This is a genomic window from Marinitoga piezophila KA3, from assembly GCF_000255135.1.
Taxonomy (GTDB): Bacteria; Thermotogota; Thermotogae; order Petrotogales; family Petrotogaceae; genus Marinitoga; species Marinitoga piezophila.
The window spans coordinates 1,538,976-1,564,567 of the sequence record NC_016751.1 but is presented as its reverse complement, the minus strand read 5'-3'; the positions used below and the strand labels follow the sequence as shown (position 1 = coordinate 1,564,567).

The window sequence follows — 25,592 nt, the reverse complement described above, 5'->3', positions numbered from 1 at the left end:
CTCAATAACCCCACAATTCCTTAAATTCTTCTGGAAGATTTTTAGGTCTGTCTACATTTGCAAATAATTCCATTCCCATATTTTTAAATATTTCCTTTCCCTTTTCAGAATACATAAATTTAACAAATTCAATTGCAAGATTTCTATGTGGTGCATTCTTTAATAATGTAAAACCATAATTAATAGGTTTTCCATATATTTTTATCTTCTTTCCTGATTTTCCTGGCACTTCTACAAATGCTGTTTTATAATTTTCTTCATACTTCAAAGATGAAAGATCTATTTCTTCAGGCAATTCTATATACTTTAAATTATGCTGAAATGCTTCTGATTTATATAAAAATGCATAATCCATTTCATTTGCTTCAAGATATGCTATTAAATCTATAGATTTTTTTAACACCATACGATTTTTTGTTTTAAGAAATTTATCGTATATTCCTGGAAGATTGTAATATTTTTCCGCTAATTGCATTGTCATTAATGTTCTATAACCACATGGATCAAGATCAGGATTGGAGTGACCAAATTTAACTCCATTTTTAAATAGTATTTCATACCAGTTTTTTTCATTTATTTCTTTACTATATTTCGATTTATCGTTATACGCTATAATCATGCTGTTTGAAGAGAAAACAACGTTATAATCAGCATATTTATCAAAAAAGAATTTTGGTATTATTGTATAATCTGCCACAAATGCCAGATCTGCTCTTTGACCTAATTCTGTAATTTTTCTTGCAACAACAAGACTACCTGATCCCATTAGCTTCACCTTTACTCCAGGATTTTCCTTTTCAAATTCTCTGGCAACTGCATTTAATACATTGGTCAAAGAACCTGCATGAAAAATTACCAATTCTTCTGCCATCATAATAGATACGGTAAAAAGAATAACGAATAAAAATAACACTTTTTTCATCCATAATCCCCCTTTACTTTTTTATTTATTTATTAAAAACTCTACTTTATCTCCTATTTTTACTTTTCCCCCTTTTATTACTTTAAGAAATATTCCTTCTTCAGGTGTTATACATTTTCCCGTTAATTTCAAAACAAGATTATCTTCATGGCATTCTTTTCCTATTTGCGTTATTTCAAGCAATGCATCATTAATTTTAACCTGTGTTCCAACAGGAAATTTAAATATTTCAAGGTCTTTGACAACAATATTTGCAGCAAAATCTCCATATTTTAATTTTTTTCTTATTTCAGGATCAACTTTTTCAATACTAACTGTTGATAACATTGAAACCTGCCTATGCCATTTTCCTGCATGTGCATCACCTTTAATCCCCCAGTTCTCTATTAATTCACACTCTTTAACTTCTTCTTTTGGAACTCCTTTTTGCGATGAAACGTTTAATGATATTATCACACTTTTCATATACGCCCCCCTTTCTTTACAAATTATATCATATTTTTGCCATAAGTTTACGTTATCAATAACACGAATAAAAGATTAACTTAATTGAAAAAATAAAAAACTCGAGCTATCTTAAGCCCGAGTTTTTTATTAATATCTAACTTATTAGCTTTTCAGGATTTATCACCATAAATGTTTCCATATTATATGAAAAAATTTTATCCACAAAAAAATACTCTTTAAACTCTTCCCCGGCATCCTTTAATATATTTTTATCTATAGTTATTACATCTATTATATTATTAGTAAATATAGAATACATTTTATCTTCTATAGAAAATACAATATTAAAAGTTTTATCTGTATACTCCTGAGATTGCTGATTGAGAAGTATGCTCATATCTATTAACGTAATTGGAATATCTTCATAAATAATAGTTCCCTTAATATATTCTGGCATATTTTCTACATTTTTTACTTCTAAATATGGAAGTATATATTTAACATAATCTGTTTTTAATGCATATTGCATATCTTTAATCTTAAATATAATAAAGCTATCCATTTTATCTTTTAACAGAATTTTCTTTTTTAAATCTTTAAACGGATTGGTTTTCATCATTACTTTCACTTCCAATATTTTCCTTTTTTTCTATTTCTTCTAATTTTTGAAAAATCTCCTCAAGATTCTTTGTAGCTTTTTTGGTTACAAATGCCTTTTTCAACTCTTTAAAGTTTCTTTCTATCATTTCAAAATTCGATACAATATCGTTCATAATATTCTTATTCTTTCCTATTACTACTTTTAAAAGATTTAAAACGTTTTTAATTTGGGCAGCAGAAAGATTATGTTCTTTTATTGAAGTTTCTATTTCTTCGAAATTACCGGATATTTTTCTTAATTCAGAAATATTATTATCAATATTATCAAATAACTCATTAAGGTTTTCTTTATAGTCGCTGAGATTCTCATTAATATGATTTACATGAGAAACGGTTTTATTATTAAACTCTTTCAATGTATATGACATATCTCGCATATCTGCTGCAATAACAGCAAAGGTTAATGAAGATTTTTCTTTTGATGCTTCTAATGCTGCATTCAAAGACAAAATCTCTGTTCTATACGACAAATCACTAACCTTTTCAGATATATCTATAAGTTTTTTGGATAAATCAGAAAAATATGATATCTTCGATTTTGATTTCAGTAATATATGGCGTAATTCTTCTAATTCATCATCATAATTATTTAATTTGGATTTATAGCTTTCAGAAATCTTTTGTGAATCGGAAATGGATTTTGATATTGCTTCAAAGGTTTTTGAAAGCTTTTCTACTGTTTCCTCTTCTTCACCTATTCTCTTTAATTCTTCATTTATTAATAATCTATTTTGTGCAAGAAATTTTTCTAATGCATTTACTTTACGAGAAAATGATTCAAAATTTTCTTTCAAATTTACTATGGTAAGTTGCAAATTATCTGTAAAGTCTATAAACATAGGTTCCTTAACTGTAATATTTGTTGAATTGAAATTTAACTCATTTAATTTCTTTAATTCTGATTTTAATACATCTATTGATTTATTAAAACGTTTTTTCAATACTATATGATTAGCTAAAATTTCAAACAATATCAACAGTAGAGTAAATATTCCTCCATATATATAATATTTTGTAAATTTTGGGGAAATCATATCTTTTTTTACATAATATCCTATATTCCAATCAAGAAACGAAATCTTACTTAGAAACAAATAATAATTTTCCTTGTTCTTTTTTACTTCCATATAACCTTCTTCATTTTTTAAATCCCTTATAATATTATCTCTAAAATTTTTCGCAAATGTTCCAGAGTCAATATCTCCTTCATTTTTTATACTAAAATAATTTCCCAATTTATCTATAAAAAATATCTCTCCATAATCCTTGAATTTATATTTTTGAATTTTTGAAAATAAATCCTTTAAATTTAAAGCACCACCAAAAAGATATTTTTTACCATTCTTTTCTACAGAAGTTGCAAGGATAATTGCAACATTACCGGAAATTTTTGAAATATATAAATCACTTAAAGAATTTTTTTTATCTGTATTAAATATATCTCTGAAATATCTATATCTTGAAATATTAGTAAAGATATTTGAACTTGAAATACTTTCTCCTTCGCTATTTGCCACAAAAAATTCTTCAAATTCCGGAAACTCTTTAAGAGTATCTTTTAAACCTTTTAATGTTTCAATAGTATTGGTAGAACTTATAGTTATTTGTGAAGACGCAGTTTTGAGTTTTAGCATTTCATTTTCAAAATACATGGATATAAAATCTCCTGTCTGGGAGATTTCGTTCATAATGCTTTCTGAAAGCGGAGTATATACTTTTGATTCAAGATCATATTTTAAATAAAATATTGTAGCAAATACAGCAATTATTATAATTATCATTGAAAAAGTATTTAATAAAACCTTCATTGATATGCGAGACACTTTCGCCACCCCTATCCTAATATTATATTATCAATTAAACGCGCTTTACCAACAAATGCAGCAACAGCTACGAGAACTCTTTTTTCAATTTTCTCAACTGGTTCAAGATTATATTCATCAACAATTTCAATATAATCAACTTTTACAAGCGGATTTTCATCAAAAACCTTTTTCATTTCTTCTTTAATCTTTGTAGCATCTCTTTCACCATTTTCAAATAATTCTTTTGCTTTTAATAATGATTTATACAATGCTAATGCCTGAACTCTTTCTTCGCCTTTTAAATAAATATTTCTTGAACTCATAGCCAATCCATCTTCTTCACGAATAATAGGCATTTCAACCATTTTTACATCCATATTTAAATCATCAACCATTTTTCTTAATACTCTAAATTGTTGTGCATCTTTTTGACCAAAATAAGCTCTTGTTGGTCTAACGATATTAAAAAGTTTTGAAACTATTGTTGTTACTCCTTTAAAATGCCCAGGACGTGACTTTCCACATAATACATTTGTAAGTTTTGTTTCTTCAACATATGTAGAATATCCGTCTGGATACATTTCCATTACATCAGGATGGAAAATATAATCAACGTTAAATTCTTTTAATAACTCCATATCCCTATTTAAATCTCTTGGATATCTATCAAAATCTTCATTTGGACCAAATTGCGTTGGATTTACAAAAATACTCACAACAACAATATCATTATCTTCTCTCGCCTGTTTTACAAGAGATAAATGTCCTTTATGAAGATACCCCATTGTTGGAACAAAACCTATAGTTTTGCCTTCCATAATAAGCGAATTTCTAATATCCTTCATTTCATTAATAGAATTTATTACTTTCATACTTTTTCCCCCTCTATTCAAATTCTTTTTCTAAAAGAATTTTACCATATAAAAAACATAAATCAAAATATAATAGGTTATAAATATTTTATATAGAAAACAGTTAAAAACTTGAAAAAATATTATATTTTGGTGTATAATTATCTTTGAGTGAAGATATATATATTAAAATACCGTATATCACAAATTTTAAAAGGGGGTTAAAGAGTCTATGAAAAAGACACATCTTCGTCATGGCTATGTGCTCATGATCTTATTAAGTATTTTATCATTGGTATTATTTGTTGGTTGTGGTGCTCAACAGCAATCTACTACCACAGCAATTACACCACCAGAAACATCTGTTGAATCAAATGCAAAAGTAGAAAGCAACACCTCAGAAGTTACATTAACCTTTAAAGTAGCTTTACCTTCAAACACACCTGCTGATGAAAAGGTTTATATTGTAGGTTCCTTTAATGATTGGAATCCTGGCGATGACGCTTATGTATTAAACAGAGATGGCAATACAGGAACTGTTACTATCACTGTTAATAAAGATACAGAGATTGAGTATAAATATACACGGGGAAATTGGGGAACAGTTGAAAAGGATAAAGACGGAAATGAAATAGCAAATAGAAAAGTTATTGCTGATTCTAACAAAATTGTTGAAGATACTGTTGAAAGCTGGGCAGATATTCCTGCTGAAATAAAAACTGCTGCTCAGCCTGGTGAAAAAGCCGTTGTAAAATTTGAGGTAACCCTGCCTCCAAACACTCCAGAAAATGATGTTATCTATATAGTTGGTAATTTTAATAATTGGGATCCTGGAAAGCTGGCAATGAAAAGAAATGGATTAAAAGCAACATTTGAATTAGAAACAGAAGTTGGAAAAAGACTTGAATATAAATATACAAGAGGAAACTGGGATACTGTTGAAAAGGATGAAAATGGAGAGGAAATTCCAAATAGAGTTGTTATAGTAAAAGATATTGAACAGGAACAAAAGGATTCTGTTGCTTCCTGGAGAGATTTACCTCCTCAAGCTACAGCTTCTGATAATTCCAATGCACCAGAAATTAATGAAATTAATGAAAAAAGCGTAGAAGCATTTTTAAATTCAGTTCCAAAAGGAAATGAAGATAAGGAACCTTTAAAAGTAGTTATTATCTGGCATCATCATCAACCTGCCTATAAAATACCTGGCGAAAAGGATGCTGAAATGCCATGGGTTAGAGCTCATGCCGTAAACGATTATCCATATATGGCTGATCTTGTAGATAAATACCTTACCTCTGGAAGAGTAACCTTTAATATCACACCTGTATTATTAATGCAATTAATGGATTATGTAAAAAACGGCGGAGAAGATAAATATCTTAAATTATCATTAAAAGATAATCTTACAGATGAAGAAAAGGATTTTGTAAAGTGGCACTTTTTTGATATAAATCCTCAATTTGTAGATACACATCCAAGATATGTTGAATTAAGGGAAAAAAGAGATAAAAATGAAGAATTCAATTCTCAGGATTGGCTTGATTTAAAAGTAATGTGGAACTTATACTGGATAAATATAGAATATATAAATGCTGACAAAAGATTAAAAGCACTTATGGAAAAAGATAGAAATTATACAAAGGATGATCTTGATTACGTAATTTCAAAACATTATGAATTAATGAATAGTATAGTTGAAAAATATCAAAAATTATGGGAAGAAGGAAAAATTGAATTAACCACAACACCTTATTATCACCCAATTTTGCCATTATTAATAGATATGGGTTGGCCAGAAGACGCAAAAGCTCAAATAGAAAAAGGTTTAAGTTATTTCGAAGAAATTTTTGGAAAAAGACCTGAAGGTATGTGGCCTTCTGAACAGGCTGTAAGCACTCCACTTGTTCCAATGTTTGCAGATAATAATGTAAAATGGATAGTTACAGATAAACAAATACTTCAAAAAGCTGGAATAAATACAGGCGATCCACATCAATTATATAAACCATATAAAGTAACAGTAGACGGAAAAAGTGTAGTGGTATTCTTTAGAGATACAGACCTTTCAGACAGAATAGGTTTTAAATATTCTAATATGTCTAAAGAAGGAGCTGTAAAAGATTTTCTAAGCGCTTTACATAATATTCAAAAGATGAATGATGAAGGTGATATGGTTGTAACTGTAGCTCTTGATGGTGAAAACGCCTGGGAACATTACCCAAATAACGGTAATGATTTCAGAAAATTATTCTATGAAGCATTATCAAATGATCCATATATAGAACTTGTTACACCTGAAGAATATATTGAAAATTACGGAGTAAATAACGAATTAAATCAATTGCCAAAAGGTTCATGGGTTGGTGGAAGCTTAGATACCTGGTACGGAGAAAAGGAAGAAAATGAAGCATGGGATAGACTGGCAAAAGCAAGAGAAGTTTTAATGAGTAATAAAGATAATATATCTAAAGAAGATTTCAAAAAGGCATTAAATACATTATACGCTGCAGAAGGTAGTGACTGGTTCTGGTGGTATGGAAGCGATCAGGATGCCGGACCAAATGAAGTATTATTTGATATGCAATTTAAGAAACTTTTAATTCAAATATATAAACTTGCAGGAGTTCCTGAAGAAAAAATCCCTGGATATTTATATATAGCAAACAAACGCCCTTCAACAGCAAGTAAAGGTAATATTGGAAAAGTTGAAATTGTTCTCGATGGCGAAATATCCGATAATGAAATGGAAAAATCCGCATATTACCTTGATGATGATTCTGGCGTAATGTATAAAGAAGGAGATTTAATTTCAGGAATTTATGTGGGAAGAGATAATGCTAATTTATATGTAGCTGTAGAATTGAAAAAATCCATTGAAGATTTAAAAGGTAAACCTTATAAATTAGAAATCTACACAGATAAACCAGGAGCACAAAAATTAAATACAAGGACTGCATATTCCGGAGTAGGAGAAAAAGTAACCGATCTCGGTTTCGCACTGGCAAAGAGATTTTCTTTCAATTTACAAAAATATCCTAAATTATCAGATTTATATTATTATAATGCAAGCGGAACAGAAAGATGGATGATTGGTGGAAAGAAAAAGGATCTAATCGCAGTAAAAGGAAACATTGTTGAATTTAAAATTCCTTACGATTTAATTGGTGTAAAAAGCGGTGATGAATTTAATCTTGCAGTTGTTATGGCATATACTGAAAAAGGCAATTCAAAAGATGTTGATTTCGCACCAAATAGTGGTCCTGTACATGTAATGATTCCAAAAGAAATTGGTGGAAAATTAGTAAAAGAATTTAAAGATCCTATAGGAGACGAAGATGGTCCTGGAGGATATACATATCCAAAAGACGGTGCTTTTGAACCATTTAAAGGATTATGGGATATTGAATGGGTAAAGGTTTATGATGCAGATGATTCAATTGTATTTAAATTCAAATTTGGTGAAATTACAAATCCATGGGGAGCTCCAAAAGGTTTTTCACATCAGCTTATAAATATTTATCTCGATACCAAAGATGGTGGAAAAGTTTCTACTTATAAAGAAGGTGCAAGGGTTCAATTTGATACTGCACATCCATGGGATTATTTCATAAAAATTGCCGGTTGGCCTTCATATGGACAATTGCTTGCTGATTCAAATGATCAGGAATTTCCAGAAGGTGTTCAGGTAGAATGTGATCCTGGAGAAAAAATTATTTCAGTTATAGTAATGAAAAAATATTTAAAAATGGATTCAAATAAAATATTTGCATACTTTATGGTTGGTTCTCAGGATGGATATGGTGCAGATCACTTCAGAGCAGTAACTCCTGAATCAGGACAATGGACACTTGGAGGATATCCATCAGATGCTGGTGATTTTGGACCATTTGTTCTTGATATTATCGTTCCAGAAGGTTATGATCAGCATAAAGTATTATCTTCATATGATGCTTCAAAAGAAAAATATGCAACATTAATACCTGTAGAAATAGATTTTTAATATTAAAATATTAAACAAATCAGCCCTCTCAAAAATGAGAGGGCTGATATTTATATAACTAAATATTAATGTCCTAATGCTCTTGGATCAAGTGCGTCTCTTATAGCATCACCAAAGAGGTTAAATGCAAGAACTGTTATAAAGATAAATAAACCTGGCAATAACAACCATGGATAATTAGTTAATGCTGTAATATTTTGTGCCTGAGCTAACATTAATCCCCAACTTGCAGAGGGTTCCCTGATACCCAAACCAAGGAAACTAAGACCTGCTTCACCAAGAATATAACCTGGTATGGATAATGTAGCTGAAACTATAACATATGTAGCAGTATTTGGCAATAAATGTTTCCAGATAATTCTACCTGATGGATATCCCAATGCTACAGCTGCCTGAATAAATTCTGTTTCTTTTAAACCAAGAGTCATACCTCTGATAACCCTTGTCATTCCTGGCCAACCTATAAATGAAAGTATTACTATAATAAGAATATACTTTATAGCTGGTGAAAGTTCTGATGGCAATATTGCACTCAATGAAACAAGCAAATAGAAACTTGGAATTGACATAAGTATTTCTGTAAATCTCATTAACACTTCATCAATCCATCCACCAAAGTAACCTGCAACACCACCAAGGAATAACCCTATAGTAAATGTAATAGCAATACCTAAAAGACCTATTGTTAATGAAACCCTACTTCCAAATACCAATCTACTAATCATATCTCTTCCAAATTTATCTGCACCCCAGAGATAAATAATTCCATCTTTTGTTGCATAATCTTCTGCAAAATATGGTAATTTACTTTTTTCAACTCCAAATAAATGAAGATCCATTGGAATTAAACCAAGCCATTTATATTCCCAACCATGTGTAAAGAATTTAATGTTAAATGTTTTTAATTTTACTTTTTCTAAGTTTTCTGGATAATATTCATAAAAATCTTCTTCTGTTTCAACTGAGATTGTATCAAGTAAAACATATTTTTTAAATTCTGTAATATCTTCTTTCTTTAAATTATATCTATCAAGATTTCTTTTTGTTTTTGGGTTTTCTTCAAAATAAAATACCTTACTGAGATTACTGTTTTCTTCACTTAAAAGAACCTTATCTCCTTTTAATAACGGAATTTGATCTGTAGAAATATATCCATTTTCATCTGCTTCAACAGTTTTTCCTGCAATTCCTAATTCTTCAAAGGTTACTAAAGGTTCTTCTTTTATTTGAGAATCAATTTTGTATTCTTTTCCATTTTTATCAACAGCATATGTTTCATATTTTAAAACGAAAAGATAATTTGTTACTGTTGATTCGAAATCTGGATTATATTCCTGAAGGCTTAATTCTGTTTCCTTTTCTGTATCAAAATTTAAATCATCATATGCAACAAATCTATCAAAATATGTTGCTGGATTATATGTACTCTGAAATGTAACTGGATCCTTTACCCTTTTATATAAATATACATGAGGTCCTGTAGATTTTCCTGTTACATCCTTCCAGAATACCTTCATTGGAGGAGCAAACTTATATTGTATATGCTGTACCCTATAATCCATTGGAGATAAGAAATCTGCAAACAATGCAAAAATATAGAATATAATCAAAATCCACATTGAAACCATACCAAATTTATGTCTTTTTAAAGCTCTCCATATTAACTGAGGGGTGGACAAAAATTGTTTCTCAAAAACGTCCTGATTTTCCTGATTGTTTTTTATTTCTTTATTTTCAGCCATTATCTTCCCTCCGTTATCCTAATCTTAATCTTACTCTTGGGTCAACAGCAGCGAGTAAGATATCAGCAATTAAGTTACCTATAACCAACAATACAGAAGCTAACATAATATCAGCCATAATAACAAACATATCCTGTTGCATGAGAGCTTCAATAATTAATTGCCCCATACCTGGCCATCCAAATACGTTTTCTGTTAAAACAGCTCCACCTAAAAGACCGGAAATTGCAAAACCCAATGATGTAACTATTGGATTTATAGCATTTCTCAAAGCATGTTTATAAATAACAACCTTTTCTGGCATACCTTTTGCTCTTGCAAATTCAACATAATCCTGTTTTAATTCATCAAGCAACTGACCTCTCATAACCCTCATTGTACCAGCTAAACCTGAAGTACCAAGAGTAATCATAGGTCCTAATACGTGCCATACATGGTCTAAAAATTTCTTCCATGCTGGGAATGTATCGTAATCTAATGAGATATATCCACCAACAGGGAATATCTTTCCACCTGTCTTTGCTGCAAAATAGAGGAACAATAATGCAAAGAAGAAGTTAGGTATAGATAATCCTATGAAACCTATAACCCCTATAATCTGGTCACCAATACTATACTGGTGTAACGCCGCATATATACCCAGCGGGATACCTATCCCCCAGGTAAAAATGAATGTAGTGATACTGAGTAATAATGTTGCTCCTGCTCTTCTCCAGATTAAATCCCAAACAGGAACCTGATAGGTAAATGAATCTCCCCATTCACCTTGAAGAATATTCTTCAACCATAATAGGTATTGTACAACAGGGGATTTATCAAGACCAAATTTTCTTTCAAGGTTCTTTACCTGTTCAGGGTTAACTGCCGGATTCATTCTATAAGAATCCAAAAAGTCACCTGGAGCAAGTGAAATAATCATAAAAGAAAAAATGGAAACTCCAAGAAGTACAGGAATGGCTAATATAAGCCTCCTTAAAATATACTTTAACATTAAAACTGACCTCCTTATGGAATGAATTTAAAAGGGAGTGGAGAAATCTCCACATTCCCCCACTCCCAATTGAAATTAAAAAGATAATAATAAATTAATTAAACATAAAATTATGTATTATTGATCTTTCCAGATGTTCCATGCTGACCATAATACACCAGCTGCTGGATTTGGTTCTGGATTGTAGATATGAACTGTGTTCTTGTATGCTACTAAGTAGTTCTGTGCAACTGTGTATACTAAAATCTGATGTTCTGCTACTAACATCTGGAATTCGTTGAATAAGTCTCTAAGTTCTTTTTCATCAACTGCTCCAACCTGAGCTCTCATAATTTCGTCAATTCTCTTTTCGTAATCTGGTACCCAGTAATCTGCTTTTAATTCTTCGTCAAACATATCTGGTTTTACTTCTGGTGAGTAGTTCCAGAAATGTAATCCACCATCTAATTTCCATACGTTCCATCCTGATGCTGGATCTACAGAACCTGTTAAACCAATAATAATTGCTTCCCAATCTCCTGTTGATACCAATTTACCAACAAGTGCATTGAATTGCATTGGTGCAAAGTTAACTTCAATTCCTAATTTCTTTAAGTTTTCTGCTAAGATGTTTCCAATTTCTTCACGAACGTTGTTACCTGCGTTTGTTGTTAATTCAAATTTAACTGGATTTCCATCTGCATCGTATAATTTTCCGCCTTTTAATACAAATCCGCCTTTTTTAAGTTCTCTCTTAGCTCTTGCTAATGAGTATCTGTATCCTAATTCTTCAACTTCTGGATTATAGTATCCTGATGATGGTGATACAGGACCGTATAATGCAGCACCTAATCCATTGTAAAGAACATCGATTAATGTTTGTTTATCAATTGCGTATGCAATAGCTTTTCTGAAGTGGTCATTTCTGAACCATTTTCTCTTAACTGGATCTTTTGCATTGAAGTTGAATGTTACAAAGTTTGAACCTAAGTTTGGTCCACCCTGTCTTACTATCCAACCTTTTTCGTCAGCCATTGCCCTGATTTCTGGGAATTCTTCTGCTGTTGGTGAATAGATATCTGTTTCTCCAGCTTCGAACTTAAGTCTTGCTGTGTTTAAGTCTTTAACAACAATATAAATGATTTTATCTAAATATGGTAATTGTACACCATTTTTATCTTTTCTATAGTAATATGGGTTCTTTTCTAATACAACTCTAACGCCTTCTTTGTATTCTTTTAATACAAATGGACCAGAACCTACAACTTTATCTATTTCTTTTAATGACCATGCTTCTGAGAATTTACCTGCTTTGTAATATGGTTCTAATACGTGTTTTGGTAAGATTTCTGCCCATCCTATTGATTGATGACCTCTTCTGAATTTTGAGTTGTAAATGAATTTTACTGTGTAGTCATCAACTTTTTTAATAGTTGGTAATTCATCATTAGCATCAAGGTATCCACCATTTCCGTTTGCTGTCATGTTTGGATCGAACCAAATTTTTTCAAATGACCAGATAACATCGTCAATTGTTAATGGTTCGCCATCTGACCATTTTAAACCTTTTCTCAATACGTAAGTATATACTGTTTTTCCGTCTGCTGTAACTTCAGCTGAAAATTCCTTTGCTAAACCTGGTAATTCTGGCAAACCTTTGTTTGAAGAATGTACCAATGTGTCTAATACCCATCCAATAATTTCTGTTGAAGATGTTTCCTGTGCCCATGCTGGGTTCATAGTTTTTGGACCTGATGTTGTACTTAAGAAAAGTGTTCCCCCTGGTTTTCCAGCAACATCTTCAATAGCCCAATCTACTTCATCTGCAAACACAGCTAATGCTGTAACAAGAACAAACAACAATACTAATAACTTCTTCATGCTACTCCCTCCCTTGATTTTCATGATTTTGCTTCATACTTATAACAACTTACAAAATGATTATTACCTACTTTATAATAAGGTGGATATTTCTTTGAACATGGTTCAAATGCATATTTACATCTTGGTGAGAAGAAACATCCGCTTGGTCTATTAATTGGAGATGGAACCTGTCCCTGTATAATAAATTGTTTTCTGTCTCTTCTCTTTTTAGGATCCGGTACAGGAGCTGCATTTAATAAAGCTTCTGTATATGGATGTTTATAATGGTCAAATATTTCATCAGAATCGCCATATTCAACCATTCTTCCAAGATACATAATACCAACATAATTTGAAATGAATCTTACAACACCTAAGTCGTGTGAAATGAAGAGATATCCAGCTTCTAATTCCTTCTGTAAATCTTTTAATAATTTGATTATCTGTGCCTGAACAGAAACGTCAAGAGCTGAAGTTGGCTCGTCAAGAATGATTAAATCTGGTTTTAAAATAGCTGCCCTTGCAACAGCAATTCTCTGTCTTTGTCCTCCAGAGAACTGATGTGGATATCTATCAACATGGTATTTTTTTAATCCAACGTTTACAAGTATTTCTCTAACTATATCATACGCTTCATTTTTGTTTTTTGCAATACCATGGAATAAAAGCGGTTCAGCAAGTATCTGTCCAACAGCCATTCTTGGGTTCAATGAGGATGTTGGATCCTGGAAAACAATCTGTACCTTTCTTCTAAAATGCATTCTTTTTTGCTTTAAATCTGAAAGCATGTAATTTATAAATCTTGCTTCACCATTTTTTATAATGTATTCAAAATACTTTCTTTTATAATCTGGAATTGATTTTAAGAATTCTGATTCTGATTTTTCCTTTATTCCTTCATGTAATACATCTATATAATGTTTTTGAAGATACTTTCTTGCTTCTGATCTTTTCATGAAGAAATAACTTGTATCTTCGTCATCAATAAAGATTTCACCATCTGTTTGATTATATAATCTTAAAATTGTTTTACCGATAGTTGTCTTACCACAACCAGATTCTCCAACAAGACCATATGTTTCATTTTTATCAAGAGTAAATGAAACATCATCAACTGCTTTTACATATCCTACAGTTTTTTCAACAATAAATCCGTGTTTTATAGGGAAATATTTTTTTAAATTATTAACTCTTAAAAGCATTATTTATCTCCTCCCATTTTTGCGTCCAATACAGGATTCCAACATCTTACAAAATGTCCTGGTTCAAGTTCGTTTAAATCTGGTTTTGCTTTTCTACATTTTTCCGTTGCCATTGGACATCTTGGCAAGAATGGACACAAATCTGGAGGATCGAGCATTATTGGCGGTTGCCCAGGAATTGGTTCCAATTCATCTTTTTTTGCGTCGTGTCTTGGAATACAATTAAGCAACATATTTGTATATGGATGTGTTGGCTTTTCAAAGATTGTATTTACATCGGCAACCTCCATCTGGTTACCACCATACATAACCATAACCTTATCTGCTATTTCAGCTACAACAGATAAGTCATGTGTAATATATATCATTGCTGTGTTAAATTCATTTTGAAGATCTTTCATTAACTCAAGTATTTGAGCCTGAATTGTAACATCAAGTGCTGTTGTAGGTTCATCTGCAATCAATAATTCGGGATTACATGATAAACCTATAGCAATAACGATTCTCTGTCTTTGCCCTCCAGAGAATTGAAATGGATAATCATCTATTCTTTTGTCTGCATTTGGAATTCCAACTTTTCTTAATAATTCTACAGCTCTTTTTCTTGCCTCTAATTCAGAAACATTCTGATGATACATAATAGTTTCGATCATTTGATCAGCAACAGTATACATCGGATTTAAGGATGTCATTGGATCCTGGAAGATCATAGCAATATGTCTTCCTCTAATGCGTGTAAATTGCTGTGGGGTAAGTTTGGTTAAATCAACATACTCTTTTTTACCGTCTTTACTGAATTCATCAGTTAAGAATAAAATTCTACCTTCTGGAATATAGCCTGGTTTTTTTATAAGTCCCATAATGGTCTTCATTGTAACACTTTTTCCTGAACCTGTTTCCCCAACAACTCCTAATGATTCGTTGGGATTTAAAGTAAAGGATACGCCGTTTACTGCTTTAACTGTTCCTTCAGCTATGTCGAAATATGTTTTTAAGTTTTCGACTATAAGAACTGGCTCTGACAACTCTATCACCTCATAATATATATTTTAAAATATTTTAATTATTTTTACACGCTAAATATATTATAATTATTTTAGTCTTTTATGTCAAGGAATTTTTTCAATTAATATATTTTTGGGGGTGTTTTTATGAGATTGGATAAATTTTTAAAGGTAAATAGAATTATCAAAAGAAGAACTGTAGCCAATGAATTGGCAAAGGCTGGTAAAATATTAAAAAATGAAAAAACATTAAAACCTTCGTACGAAGTAAAACCTGGTGACATAATCAGCATAATATTATACAACAAAAAAATAATTTTTAAAGTAACAGATAACTATAAAATCGAAATTATAAATGAAATTTTTAACGATAATAAAGATTAATAGTCTTTAATACCTTTCCATAACTTTTTTAATCTTTGAGCTATTTTCCCTTCAAAACCAATTTCTCTGGGATTAAAGAATTGTTTATTTTCCAATTTATCAGGAAGATACGTATCTTTTATAAAACCGCCAAAATCATGAGGATATTTATATTCTTTGCCATACCCTTTATTTTTCATAAATTTAGTTACTGGATTTCTCAATTTCAAAGGAATTTCAAATTTTTCATTTATTGCATTTTTAGCATTAAAATATGTCTTCATTACAGTATTGGATTTTGGCGCTGATGATAAATATAACGTTGCTTCTGTTAAAGGATATAAACATTCAGGATAGCCAATTTCTTTTGTAGCAATAAATGCTGAAACTGCTATATTTAATGCCATCGGATCCGCAAGTCCTATATCCTCACCTGCAAGAATCATTAATCTTCTTGCTATATATACAGGGTCCTCTCCATTTTCGAGCATATATGCAAGATAAAAAACCGCCGCATCAGGATCACTTCCACGAATGCTCTTTATAAAAGCTGAAATAGCATCATATTTATTTTCTTTTGAAAATCCCCTGTACGAAGAGTTTATTTTACTTAACGTTTCAGGGGTTATATTTTTTTCTCCTATGTCAATTAAAGCTTCTAATATATTTATCATTTGTCTTATATCATGACCAAATATCTCTTTAAGAATTTCTGGCAATTGTTCCGAATAGGTCATATTATATTTCTTCTTTATTTTTTCCAAAATATTTTTTATTTCTCCTGTATCTAACGGTTTTATTTCAAATAACAATACCCTCGAACGCAAAGCAGGATTTAAGGAAAAAGAAGGATTTTCTGTTGTAGAGCCTATTAAAACCACGTCTCCATTTTCCACATGCAATAATAATACATCCTGTTCTGCCTTATTTAAGCGATGAATTTCATCAACAAATAATACAATTTGTTTCTGGAAAAGGGGATTTTTTGTATTAATTATATTTTTTAATGTTTTTGCTCCTTCTAATGCTCCAGAAATTTTATGGATTTCGTATTTATTTTTATCCAGTTCATTTAAAAACGCAGAAACCACCGTGGTTTTCCCGCACCCCGGTGGTCCATATATAACAAACGACTTTAATTTATTTGTTTTTATCCATCTTTTTAAAATCTTTTTTAATTCATCATTTCCCTCTATCTCTTCCAGATTTTTTGGTCTTAATTCTTCGTATAAAGGCCTATTCACATTAAACCCCTTTCAAATTATTCAAGAACTAATGCAGCTATTCCAAACATATCCGGTCCAGAATGAACACCAATAGTGCTTGAAACTTTACCAACAAGAACTTCTATATTATTTTCCAAAGATTCAATCTTTTTTACAAAATCTTTTTGTAATTTTTCCAATTCTTTTGATGTTCCACTTATATAAACTGCCGCCATATGTTTTCTTCCATCTACAAATTTTAAAAATTCCTGATAAACTTTATCATATGAACGTTTTAATCCGCGAACCTTTGTAACAGTATAATATATTCCTTCATCACTATTGGAAATAATGGGTTTTATGTTTAACATTTCACCTATTTTGGCTGAAACCTTACCTATTCTTCCGCCTTTGGCAAGATATTTCAATGTTGGAATAACGAAGAATATCTTTGACTTAAATCTATACTCATCAGCCCACTTTGCAACTTCTTCAAATGATTTTCCTTCCTCAAATATCATTTGCGCCGCTCTATATGCAACCAAACCTCCACCAATAGAAATGTTTAATGTATCAATATTTACTATCTCCACATCTTCGTATTTTTGCATAATTTCATTTGAAACTAATCTAAATATATTAAACGTTCCACTCATACTCCCTGATAGATTAAATGTAATTATTCTTTTTTTACCGTTTCTTATTAATTCTTCAAATGTATTCCTTATAATATCAGGATTCGGAAGAGATGTTTTCACATCCCCATTATCCATTCTTTCGTATAAAAATTCCTGAGAAAATTCACCTTCATTATATTCCTTACCATCGATGATAGTTCTTAAAGGAATGATTTTTACATCGTATTTCTCAACAATGTCTTTTGGAATACCGCAACCAGAATCAGCAACAATAGCTATTTTTTCTTTTTCACTCATTTTTAATTTCCTCCTTAAAATTACTGTATAAAAGTCGGCAATATCATTATAACATAAAAAACATATATTTTGGTGTATAATTATAATAAAAGAGTATTAAGGAGGATATAAGAATGTATGTCAAATTATGGATGAGGAATGATTTTAAAACATTAAATATTGATGATACCATTGATGATGCAATAAAACTTTTTTTCGAAAAAGATATTGATATAATACTTATTTTAAGAAAAAACGGGACTCTTTTTTCTTCAATTAGAAAGGAAGATATTGCTATTTTAAGAGAATATGATAGCGATGAATTTCTAATTAATGTTTTTGATCCTATTGAAGATTTTTTATATGAAGATGACTTAGTTGAAGACGTACTTCTTACAATGATGGAAACTAAATTCAAAGTTTTACCCGTTGTAGATTATGATATGAATCCTGTGGGATTATTTGGATTTGATGAGATAATCAGTGCAATGGTGAATATTACAGCATTAAATGAAGCTGGAACAAAAGTTATACTTACTCTCGACGATAAACCTGGACAATTAAAAAAAATAGTTGAAACTTTCAGCAATAATAATTTAAATATACTTTCCATGACTACATGTAAAATAAATAAAACCAGACGTATGATTTCTGTAAAACTATCTCTAAAGGATGTTAATGCTGTTTCTAATATACTTGATGATAATGATATAGAATATGATGGAATTTACGAAGAGGCTTAATATTTAAAGGAGGGAAAATATGAAATTCAGGATTATACTCGATGGTGGCTTGTTAACTATTACTGGAAGGGTACATGGAACATTTTCTTCTGTATTTTTACTCGAAGATGAAAATAGAAAGGTTTTAATAGACCCCGGCCATATCCATACAATCCAGGATATAGAAGAAAATTTAGATATTCCTCCAGAAGAAATTACTGATATAGTACTTACACATGTTCATCTTGATCATGCATACAATTCAATATTTTTCCCTAATGCAACAATAAGAATTCATGAAAATTATAAAGGAAAAAATTATCGAAACTTCGGTCCTTTAATTGGTCAGGCTTATCAACAAATGGTTGATTCCTGGGAAGGTCGCGTGGAAACTTTTAAAGGTGGCGAAAAACTTTTTAATGCCATTACCGTAATTTATACTCCTTACCACTCAAAAGAACATGTATCTTTATTTATAGAAAGTGAAAATTTCGGAAATCTCTTTTTGCCTGGAGATATATGTATGACAAAAATAGATTTTTATGATATTATGAGAAATTTGAGAACAGATAAAGTTGCAGAAATAGTAAAAGAATGGACGGAAAAGTCTGATTACGTAATATTCACTCATGATACACCATATAAGGTTAAATAATCTTTTTATTATTATATAAGGGGTGGGATATATGAATATTTCTTTTGTTTCATATGAGGTTGATCCTTTCGCGAAGGTTGGCGGACTTGCTGATGTTGCGGGAACATTGCCAAAATATATTAAGAAATATACAGACCAACTTAATATTATTATGCCATTTCATAAAGTTGCAGAAAAAAATATAAAAAGCAAAGGGTACCTTTTAGAAAAGGTTGCGGAAAATCTTTATCCTTTCAGTCATTCCTTTAAATATTCATTTTCTGTATTTAAATCCTTTCTTCCAGATACAGATATTCCTGTATATCTGATAAAAAATGAAGAATTATTTTCAACAGATGACGTATATGAATATCCTCATAAAGAACATCAAACAACGTATTTTTCTGACGCAGTAATTTCATTTATAAAAAATTATTTGCCAGAAACAAATCTACTTCATTTGAATGATTGGCAAACAGCGTTAATTCCTGTTTATTTAAAAACCAATTACCGCGATGATGATGTATTATCAAAAATAGCCACTGTTTTTACTATTCATAATTTAGGCTATCAGGGAATCTTTCCACCTGATATATTAAGTATTGCAGGTTTACCGGGCTATTTATACAATATCGATGCACTTGAATTTTTTGGTCAAATTAATTTTCTAAAGGGTGGAATACTTTTCAGCGATATAATTAATACAGTAAGTAAAACATATGCAGAAGAAATACAAACAGAAGAATACGGGTATAAATTAGATGGTGTATTAAAGGTTAGAAATAATGATTTGTACGGAATAATAAATGGTGTTGATTATGAAAAAATAAACCCTGAAACAGATAAAAATATTCCATATAATTTCAGTAAAGAAAATCTTGAAAATAAATACAAAAATAAATTATCACTTCAAAAGGAATTGGGATTACCAGAAAATAAAAATATTCCTGTAATAAGTTTTATAGGCCGTATAGTAGAACAAAAAGGCATAGATTTAATCGCCGACATACTCGATTATTTAACTCTTTTAGATGTTCAGGTAATAATTCTTGGAACAGGAGAAGAACGTTTTGAAAAACAATTAAAGGAATTTCAGAACAAATATAATAATAGATTGTCAATAAATATACGATTTGATATTAAATTAGCTCAATTAATATACGCTGGAAGCGATATGTTTTTAATGCCTTCAAGATATGAACCATGTGGCCTTGGACAGATGTACTCCATGAGATATGGTACAATACCCATTGTAAGATATACAGGTGGTCTGGCTGATACAGTAAAAGAATTTAATTGTGAAAAAAATATAGGCAACGGTTTTGGATTTTATAATTACCATTCTTCAGATTTATTGGTTGCAATTTTAAAAGCACTTAATATATATTATAGAAAACCTGAATGTTGGAAAAATGTTGTTTTAAACGCTATGAATAGTAACTTTTCATGGGATAAATCTGCTGAAGAATACATACATTTGTATAAAAGAGCTTTGGCTAAAAAAGTCTAGGGCAGGGAGGTTTTATGCCAGAATATAGAAAAGATCCTATAACAAACAGATGGGTGATAATATCTTCAGAACGTTCAAATCGCCCTATTCAAAAAATTGAAAGAAAAGAAATATCCGAAGAAATATTTTGCCCTTTTGATAAGGGAAATGAACATTTAACTCCACCAGAAATACTGGCATTTAAACCTGAAAATTCAAAACCCAATGATGAAAACTGGTGGATAAGAGTAGTTCCAAATAAATTCCCTGCTGTAATACCTGATATATCACCAAAATTCAAAAAAAATGGCATATATTATTCATTAGATGGATATGGTTATCATGAAGTAATAATTGAATCACAAAAACACCATCATAAAATATATAATATGTCCGAAAAAGAAGTTGAAGAAATTATATGGGCATATTTAATACGGTTCAACGAAATAAAAAAAGATAAAAAAATAAAATACATACAGATATTTAAAAATTATGGAAGCGATGCCGGAGCATCTTTAGAACATCCACATTCCCAATTAATTGCAACTCCTATAATTCCTATATACATAGAAGAAGAATTAAAAGGTGCAAAAAATTTTTACTCTTTAAAGAAAAAATGTATTTTTTGTTCTATAATTGAACAGGAAAAAATAGATAATATCAGAATAATCGAAGAAAACGAACACTTTATTGCATTTGAACCTTTTGCCCCACGATTTCCATATGAAACATGGATAATTCCCAAAGAACATTCATCTGATTTTGGAATTTTAAGAAAGTTCCCTGAAAAAGTTAAAAGCTTTGCTGAAATCTTGCAGCATACTGTTTATAATCTTTATTCTTTATTGGGAGACATTCCATATAATTATATGATACACACCTCTCCCTTTGATAATTTAAATAATAACTTTTATCACTGGCATCTTGAATTAATTCCACGCCTAACACATGCTGCAGGATTTGAATGGGGATCAGGTTTCTTTATAAACTCAATATCTCCTGAAGTTGCAGCAAAAAATCTAAAAAAACAGAGGAGGTAGATATCATGAAAAAACTTATATCTATTATATTGATCGGCATTTTAGCAACTTTATCCTTTGGGGAATTTTATGTTCAACCATATTTCAACACAGTATCTGAAAACGGACAGGATTATCTTTTATATTCTATTAATGGTGTTTTCGAAAATGATTCTTTTGGGCTTGGGTTGGGTCTTAATGCATATCAAAAAGAAATTGGTGGTTCATTATATTATGGAACTCCAAATATGGAAGAAACAGATAATATTTTATCAGGATTAACAATAAATTTATTAAAATTAAGAATTGGACCTTTATATTTCAGATATGGAATTTCATATCCTAAAACTGCAGGATTGGGTATATTAATGTATAATTATACTAATAACTTCAAAAATGCTTTAGACTTAGGTTTTATAAATGAAGATATAAAAGCAGAAGTTCATATGCCTTATTCATTGGATTCAATTATTCCTGTAAATTATAGTCAGAGCGGTTATTTATACTATGGAATATTAAAAACACATGTTGGCTTTATAAACCTTGAATTTTTTGGCGGTAAAACCATGGAAAAAGAAGATATAAAACCTTTAAGAGATGATGTCCTCGGTAGTGTAAGTGCATATCTCGGAGAAGGTATTTTAAAAATTGGTGGGGAAGCTGGTTATATCTCTTCTACAATTGACTCAACAACAGTTAATGGTTATGGCGCTGGTGCAGGAGGAATTTTAAATTTAGGTATAATAACATTAAAATCACTTCCTGTAGTTATACAGATGCCTTATTATAAATTGGGATTTGTAAATGTTGAATATGAAAATAACCTTGAAAATCCTGATACAGCTTACGACATTTTAAATTATGATACCATTAGATTTGGTGGAATTAATGAAATTGATATTCATCTTGGAAATATTATAAATGCAAATGGAAGATTACATTATGATTTAACAAAAACTTTTGAGGTTCAAAATCCTGAAATTACCGGCTCATTATATGCACAAATACCTTCTGAAGAATTTCCTCTAATTATTATTGGAAAATACTATAGACCTATGGAATCATTAGAAGATATTAATAATTGGTTAGATAAAAATACATCAGCCGAAATTTCTGTAGGTTATCCTGTATCAAACAATTTATTTATGTTATATACAAAATATTATGATTCATTTAATGACGAATTTAAAGATAAAATAGAATTTAGTGTAATAAATGAATTTTAATACTTTTATTTTACCGGGCAGAAAGCCCGGTAAAATCTTTTAATTTATAAAAAAATGGGGGGAAGAAAATGGAATTTGTTGAAAGAAAAAACACAAACTCTATTAAATGGGATTGGAAAGATTGGAAAACAGATTTATTCTTTGATAATGAAGTAATACCCATGTGGGTAGCGGACATGGATTTTAAAGCACCTGAAGAAGTAATAAAAGCTTTACAAAAAAGAATAGACCATGGCGTTTTTGGTTATACTTATGAACCAAAAAGTTTAAAAGAAAATATTATAAACTGGCTTGAATATAAACATTCCTGGAAAGTAAAAAAAGATTGGATTTTATCAGAACATGGCGTAATACCCTCTTTAAACTTTTCAATAATGTTATTCACCAAACCAAAAGATAATATATTAATTCAAACACCTGTATATCCACCTTTTATGAGTTCTGTAAAAAATAATAACAGAAATCTTTTAATAAATGAATTAGTATTGAAAAATAATAAATATGAAATAGACTTTGAAGATTTAGAAGAAAAACTTAAAAATTCAAAAATGTTTATTTTATGCAGTCCTCATAACCCCGTTGGTAGAGTATGGACAAAAGAAGAATTGGAAAAAATTGGAGAATTATGTATAAAACATGACGTATTAATAGTTTCCGATGAAATTCATGCTGATCTTGTATTTAAAAATTCAAAACATATACCAATTGCTTCACTTTCTGATGAAATTGCAGAAAGAACTATAACTTTAATGGCTCCAAGCAAAACATTTAATATTGCTGGTTTTCATTATTCTTTTGCAATTATAAAAAATGAAAAATTAAGAAACACATTTGAAGCATGGATTCAAAAAGCTGGTTTATATTTACAAAATATCTCAAGTCTCGTCGCAGCAGAAGCTGCATATAAACACGGAAAAGATTGGTTAAATGAAGTTATGGAATATATAGAAGAAAATTATAAATTTGTAAAGTCATACTTTGAAAAAAATATTCCACAGGTAAAAGTGATTGATTCTGATGGCACCTTCCTGGTTTGGCTGGATTTCAGAGAATTAAATATGAAACAGGATGATTTAAAAAGATTCCTGGAAAGAAAAGCGAAGGTAGGTTTTAATTCTGGCGATACCTTTGGTCCTGGTGGAGAAGGTTTTATGAGAATGAATATCGCAACATCCAGAGAAATTGTAGAAAGAGCCTGTAAGCAAATTGAATACGCCATTAATAAATTGAACTGAGGCCTCTAATGGCCTCAGTTTTACATATATAATAAATATCCTACATATATTAATCCAATTACCAGAGATATTAAAACTGGTATTATCTTCCATCGCATATATTCAATAAATCCAAACTTTCTTCCTAAATTCTTTTCAAGATAATTAACTGCAACCAGGTTTTGAACAGCTCCCAATGGGGTTAAACTGGTAGCAAAATTTGCTCCTATTGCAAAAGCCCACCATAACACAGGTGTAATACCCTGATTTACAAGTATTCTTATAACAGGTGCCAGAATTAATGCCGATGGTACATTATTTAAAATTGGAATTGTAATAACAGCTATTAAATAAAAAACACCTATAAGCAGTAATTGATTGGATTCAAGTGGAATAAACATATTCGCAATCTTTTCCGTAAATCCTATTTCTTCCAATGCATATGAAGTCATATACAAACCTGCAAAAAAGAATAGCATATCCCAATCTATATCCTTTGCAACATCTTCATATCCATTTGCAAATTTAAATACTAAAATAGAACCACCCAAAAGTGCTATAACAGCTAATTCTAAATGCAAAGTAGAATGCAAAATAAATAATATAATTACTATTATAAAATCTATTAATGAATAAATCATCATTTTTTTGTCAGTAATAGCTTTTCTTTCATCGATTTCATTTAATTTAGCTATATTTTTTAATGTTTTTTCGTCTACTCTCAAATGCTTTTTAAAATAAAACAATACTCCTATGAAAGCCAGAATAGATACAGGACCCATTTTTACAATAAAATCATTAAATGAATATCCACTAATTGAACCTATAACAAGGTTTAAAGGACTACCTATTAATGTTGCAGCTCCTCCAATATTATCCATTAAAATAGTTAGCATTATCAATGGTATAGGACTAATTTCAAGCATATCTGCTATTAAAAAAATCATAGGCGCCATAACAAGAATAGTAACTACATTATCTAAAAATGCTGATGTTAACGCTACTATTATCATCAACATTGTAATTGTTAAAAAGAATCGTTTTCCCCCAAGCTTTATAATCTTAATAGAAAAAAACTCAAAAAAACCAGACTTACTTAAAAAAGCTACTATCATCATCATACCTGTTAATAATCCCAATGTATCAATATCCACAACATGACTGAAGTTTTCTGCATCTAACCCTTCTACCAATCTTAATCCAGAAATCAATAAAGCCAGACTAAAAACTACCACAGGTTTGTTCTTTTTTCCAAAAATAATATACAGATACGCCAATCCAACTATTACCAGAACTAAAATACCGTTTATAGTCATTTTATCCCCCTTTCTTTAATA

The 25,592-nt window shown here is 30.2% G+C and carries 21 protein-coding genes; 8 read left to right on the top strand and 13 right to left on the bottom strand.

All coding sequences use genetic code 11. The features are described 5' to 3' along the window. Position 1: 1 nt before the first annotated feature. From MARPI_RS07355 to panC, 5 genes are all read right to left on the bottom strand, one after another. Positions 2 to 922, bottom strand: a complete 921-nt coding sequence (locus tag MARPI_RS07355; RefSeq protein ID WP_014296961.1) for an extracellular solute-binding protein — start codon at positions 920 to 922, stop codon at positions 2 to 4. Positions 923 to 943: 21 nt separating this feature from the next. Further along, a complete protein-coding gene (locus MARPI_RS07350; protein WP_014296960.1) occupies positions 944 to 1,387 on the bottom strand; it encodes an MOSC domain-containing protein in 444 nt (147 codons plus the stop codon). Positions 1,388 to 1,523: 136 nt separating this feature from the next. Further along, positions 1,524 to 1,988 carry a chemotaxis protein CheW gene (locus MARPI_RS07345; protein WP_014296959.1) on the bottom strand — a complete coding sequence of 155 codons (465 nt, stop codon included), beginning with the start codon at positions 1,986 to 1,988 and terminating at the stop codon, positions 1,524 to 1,526. Next, entirely contained in the window at positions 1,966 to 3,852 is a 1,887-nt protein-coding gene (locus MARPI_RS07340) for a methyl-accepting chemotaxis protein (RefSeq protein ID WP_014296958.1), read from the bottom strand. Before MARPI_RS07340 ends, MARPI_RS07345 begins: the two co-directional genes overlap by 23 nt. Positions 3,853 to 3,863: 11 nt before the next feature. Beyond that, positions 3,864 to 4,706 (bottom strand): pantoate--beta-alanine ligase, encoded by an 843-nt coding sequence (gene panC, locus MARPI_RS07335; protein ID WP_014296957.1) that lies wholly within the window; start codon positions 4,704 to 4,706, stop codon positions 3,864 to 3,866. Positions 4,707 to 4,917: 211 nt separating this feature from the next. Between panC and MARPI_RS07330 the strand changes: the two genes are divergently transcribed. Beyond that, positions 4,918 to 8,688: a glucodextranase DOMON-like domain-containing protein gene (locus MARPI_RS07330; protein ID WP_014296956.1), complete on the top strand. Its 3,771-nt coding sequence runs from the start codon at positions 4,918 to 4,920 to the stop codon at positions 8,686 to 8,688. Between the two features lie 65 nt (positions 8,689 to 8,753). On the opposite strand, the gene MARPI_RS07325 is transcribed toward MARPI_RS07330, so the two are convergent. The 5 genes from MARPI_RS07325 to MARPI_RS07305 form a co-directional block, all read right to left on the bottom strand. Then, positions 8,754 to 10,430 (bottom strand): ABC transporter permease, encoded by a 1,677-nt coding sequence (locus MARPI_RS07325; protein ID WP_014296955.1) that lies wholly within the window; start codon positions 10,428 to 10,430, stop codon positions 8,754 to 8,756. Between the two features lie 13 nt (positions 10,431 to 10,443). Then, positions 10,444 to 11,421 carry an ABC transporter permease gene (locus tag MARPI_RS07320; RefSeq protein WP_014296954.1) on the bottom strand — a complete coding sequence of 326 codons (978 nt, stop codon included), beginning with the start codon at positions 11,419 to 11,421 and terminating at the stop codon, positions 10,444 to 10,446. A gap of 117 nt (positions 11,422 to 11,538) precedes the next feature. Beyond that, positions 11,539 to 13,281 (bottom strand): ABC transporter substrate-binding protein, encoded by a 1,743-nt coding sequence (locus MARPI_RS07315; RefSeq protein ID WP_014296953.1) that lies wholly within the window; start codon positions 13,279 to 13,281, stop codon positions 11,539 to 11,541. Positions 13,282 to 13,301: 20 nt separating this feature from the next. Continuing rightward, positions 13,302 to 14,465 (bottom strand): ABC transporter ATP-binding protein, encoded by a 1,164-nt coding sequence (locus MARPI_RS07310; RefSeq protein WP_014296952.1) that lies wholly within the window; start codon positions 14,463 to 14,465, stop codon positions 13,302 to 13,304. Beyond that, positions 14,465 to 15,490 carry an ABC transporter ATP-binding protein gene (locus MARPI_RS07305; RefSeq protein WP_014296951.1) on the bottom strand — a complete coding sequence of 342 codons (1,026 nt, stop codon included), beginning with the start codon at positions 15,488 to 15,490 and terminating at the stop codon, positions 14,465 to 14,467. Before MARPI_RS07305 ends, MARPI_RS07310 begins: the two co-directional genes overlap by 1 nt. A gap of 126 nt (positions 15,491 to 15,616) precedes the next feature. Here MARPI_RS07305 and MARPI_RS07300 point away from each other — a divergent pair, with 126 nt between their 5' ends. Further along, the gene (locus MARPI_RS07300; RefSeq protein WP_014296950.1) at positions 15,617 to 15,853 is read left to right on the top strand and encodes a S4 domain-containing protein; all 237 of its coding nucleotides are present in this window, start codon (positions 15,617 to 15,619) and stop codon (positions 15,851 to 15,853) included. Here the strand turns inward: MARPI_RS07300 and MARPI_RS07295 are convergent. Together MARPI_RS07295 and MARPI_RS07290 are read right to left on the bottom strand one after the other, a co-directional pair. After that, positions 15,850 to 17,076, bottom strand: coding sequence for a replication-associated recombination protein A (locus tag MARPI_RS07295; RefSeq protein WP_014296949.1), 1,227 nt, complete (start codon positions 17,074 to 17,076; stop codon positions 15,850 to 15,852). The genes MARPI_RS07300 and MARPI_RS07295 overlap by 4 nt on opposite strands. 17 nt (positions 17,077 to 17,093) lie before the next feature. Then, the gene (locus tag MARPI_RS07290) at positions 17,094 to 17,972 is read right to left on the bottom strand and encodes a DegV family protein (protein ID WP_014296948.1); all 879 of its coding nucleotides are present in this window, start codon (positions 17,970 to 17,972) and stop codon (positions 17,094 to 17,096) included. Positions 17,973 to 18,085: 113 nt separating this feature from the next. On the opposite strand from MARPI_RS07290, the gene MARPI_RS07285 reads away from it, so the two are divergent. The 6 genes from MARPI_RS07285 (at position 18,086) to MARPI_RS07260 (ending at position 24,276) form a co-directional block, all read left to right on the top strand. Further along, the gene (locus MARPI_RS07285; RefSeq protein WP_014296947.1) at positions 18,086 to 18,694 is read left to right on the top strand and encodes a CBS domain-containing protein; all 609 of its coding nucleotides are present in this window, start codon (positions 18,086 to 18,088) and stop codon (positions 18,692 to 18,694) included. Between the two features lie 19 nt (positions 18,695 to 18,713). Then, positions 18,714 to 19,328, top strand: a complete 615-nt coding sequence (locus MARPI_RS07280) for an MBL fold metallo-hydrolase (RefSeq protein WP_014296946.1) — start codon at positions 18,714 to 18,716, stop codon at positions 19,326 to 19,328. A 31-nt stretch (positions 19,329 to 19,359) separates the two neighbouring features. Beyond that, the gene (locus MARPI_RS07275; RefSeq protein WP_014296945.1) at positions 19,360 to 20,817 is read left to right on the top strand and encodes a glycogen synthase; all 1,458 of its coding nucleotides are present in this window, start codon (positions 19,360 to 19,362) and stop codon (positions 20,815 to 20,817) included. 14 nt (positions 20,818 to 20,831) lie between these two features. Next, positions 20,832 to 21,836: a galactose-1-phosphate uridylyltransferase gene (gene galT, locus MARPI_RS07270; protein ID WP_014296944.1), complete on the top strand. Its 1,005-nt coding sequence runs from the start codon at positions 20,832 to 20,834 to the stop codon at positions 21,834 to 21,836. Positions 21,837 to 21,841: 5 nt separating this feature from the next. Beyond that, positions 21,842 to 23,041: a hypothetical protein gene (locus MARPI_RS07265; protein WP_014296943.1), complete on the top strand. Its 1,200-nt coding sequence runs from the start codon at positions 21,842 to 21,844 to the stop codon at positions 23,039 to 23,041. A 68-nt stretch (positions 23,042 to 23,109) separates the two neighbouring features. Next, positions 23,110 to 24,276 carry a MalY/PatB family protein gene (locus MARPI_RS07260; RefSeq protein ID WP_014296942.1) on the top strand — a complete coding sequence of 389 codons (1,167 nt, stop codon included), beginning with the start codon at positions 23,110 to 23,112 and terminating at the stop codon, positions 24,274 to 24,276. Positions 24,277 to 24,296: 20 nt separating this feature from the next. On the opposite strand, the gene MARPI_RS07255 is transcribed toward MARPI_RS07260, so the two are convergent. Continuing rightward, positions 24,297 to 25,571, bottom strand: coding sequence for an ArsB/NhaD family transporter (locus tag MARPI_RS07255; RefSeq protein WP_014296941.1), 1,275 nt, complete (start codon positions 25,569 to 25,571; stop codon positions 24,297 to 24,299). Positions 25,572 to 25,592: the final 21 nt, after the last annotated feature.

Coding starts and splice junctions, on each gene's coding strand:
- MARPI_RS07355 (WP_014296961.1), bottom strand. CDS start 922: ATGAAAAAAGTGTTATTTTTATTCGTTATTCTTTTTACCGTATCTATT.
- MARPI_RS07350 (WP_014296960.1), bottom strand. CDS start 1,387: ATGAAAAGTGTGATAATATCATTAAACGTTTCATCGCAAAAAGGAGTT.
- MARPI_RS07345 (WP_014296959.1), bottom strand. CDS start 1,988: ATGATGAAAACCAATCCGTTTAAAGATTTAAAAAAGAAAATTCTGTTA.
- panC (WP_014296957.1), bottom strand. CDS start 4,706: ATGAAAGTAATAAATTCTATTAATGAAATGAAGGATATTAGAAATTCG.
- MARPI_RS07330 (WP_014296956.1), top strand. CDS start 4,918: ATGAAAAAGACACATCTTCGTCATGGCTATGTGCTCATGATCTTATTA.
- MARPI_RS07325 (WP_014296955.1), bottom strand. CDS start 10,430: ATGGCTGAAAATAAAGAAATAAAAAACAATCAGGAAAATCAGGACGTT.
- MARPI_RS07320 (WP_014296954.1), bottom strand. CDS start 11,421: ATGTTAAAGTATATTTTAAGGAGGCTTATATTAGCCATTCCTGTACTT.
- MARPI_RS07315 (WP_014296953.1), bottom strand. CDS start 13,281: ATGAAGAAGTTATTAGTATTGTTGTTTGTTCTTGTTACAGCATTAGCT.
- MARPI_RS07310 (WP_014296952.1), bottom strand. CDS start 14,465: ATGCTTTTAAGAGTTAATAATTTAAAAAAATATTTCCCTATAAAACAC.
- MARPI_RS07300 (WP_014296950.1), top strand. CDS start 15,617: ATGAGATTGGATAAATTTTTAAAGGTAAATAGAATTATCAAAAGAAGA.
- MARPI_RS07290 (WP_014296948.1), bottom strand. CDS start 17,972: ATGAGTGAAAAAGAAAAAATAGCTATTGTTGCTGATTCTGGTTGCGGT.
- MARPI_RS07285 (WP_014296947.1), top strand. CDS start 18,086: ATGTATGTCAAATTATGGATGAGGAATGATTTTAAAACATTAAATATT.
- MARPI_RS07280 (WP_014296946.1), top strand. CDS start 18,714: ATGAAATTCAGGATTATACTCGATGGTGGCTTGTTAACTATTACTGGA.
- MARPI_RS07275 (WP_014296945.1), top strand. CDS start 19,360: ATGAATATTTCTTTTGTTTCATATGAGGTTGATCCTTTCGCGAAGGTT.
- galT (WP_014296944.1), top strand. CDS start 20,832: ATGCCAGAATATAGAAAAGATCCTATAACAAACAGATGGGTGATAATA.
- MARPI_RS07265 (WP_014296943.1), top strand. CDS start 21,842: ATGAAAAAACTTATATCTATTATATTGATCGGCATTTTAGCAACTTTA.
- MARPI_RS07260 (WP_014296942.1), top strand. CDS start 23,110: ATGGAATTTGTTGAAAGAAAAAACACAAACTCTATTAAATGGGATTGG.
- MARPI_RS07255 (WP_014296941.1), bottom strand. CDS start 25,571: ATGACTATAAACGGTATTTTAGTTCTGGTAATAGTTGGATTGGCGTAT.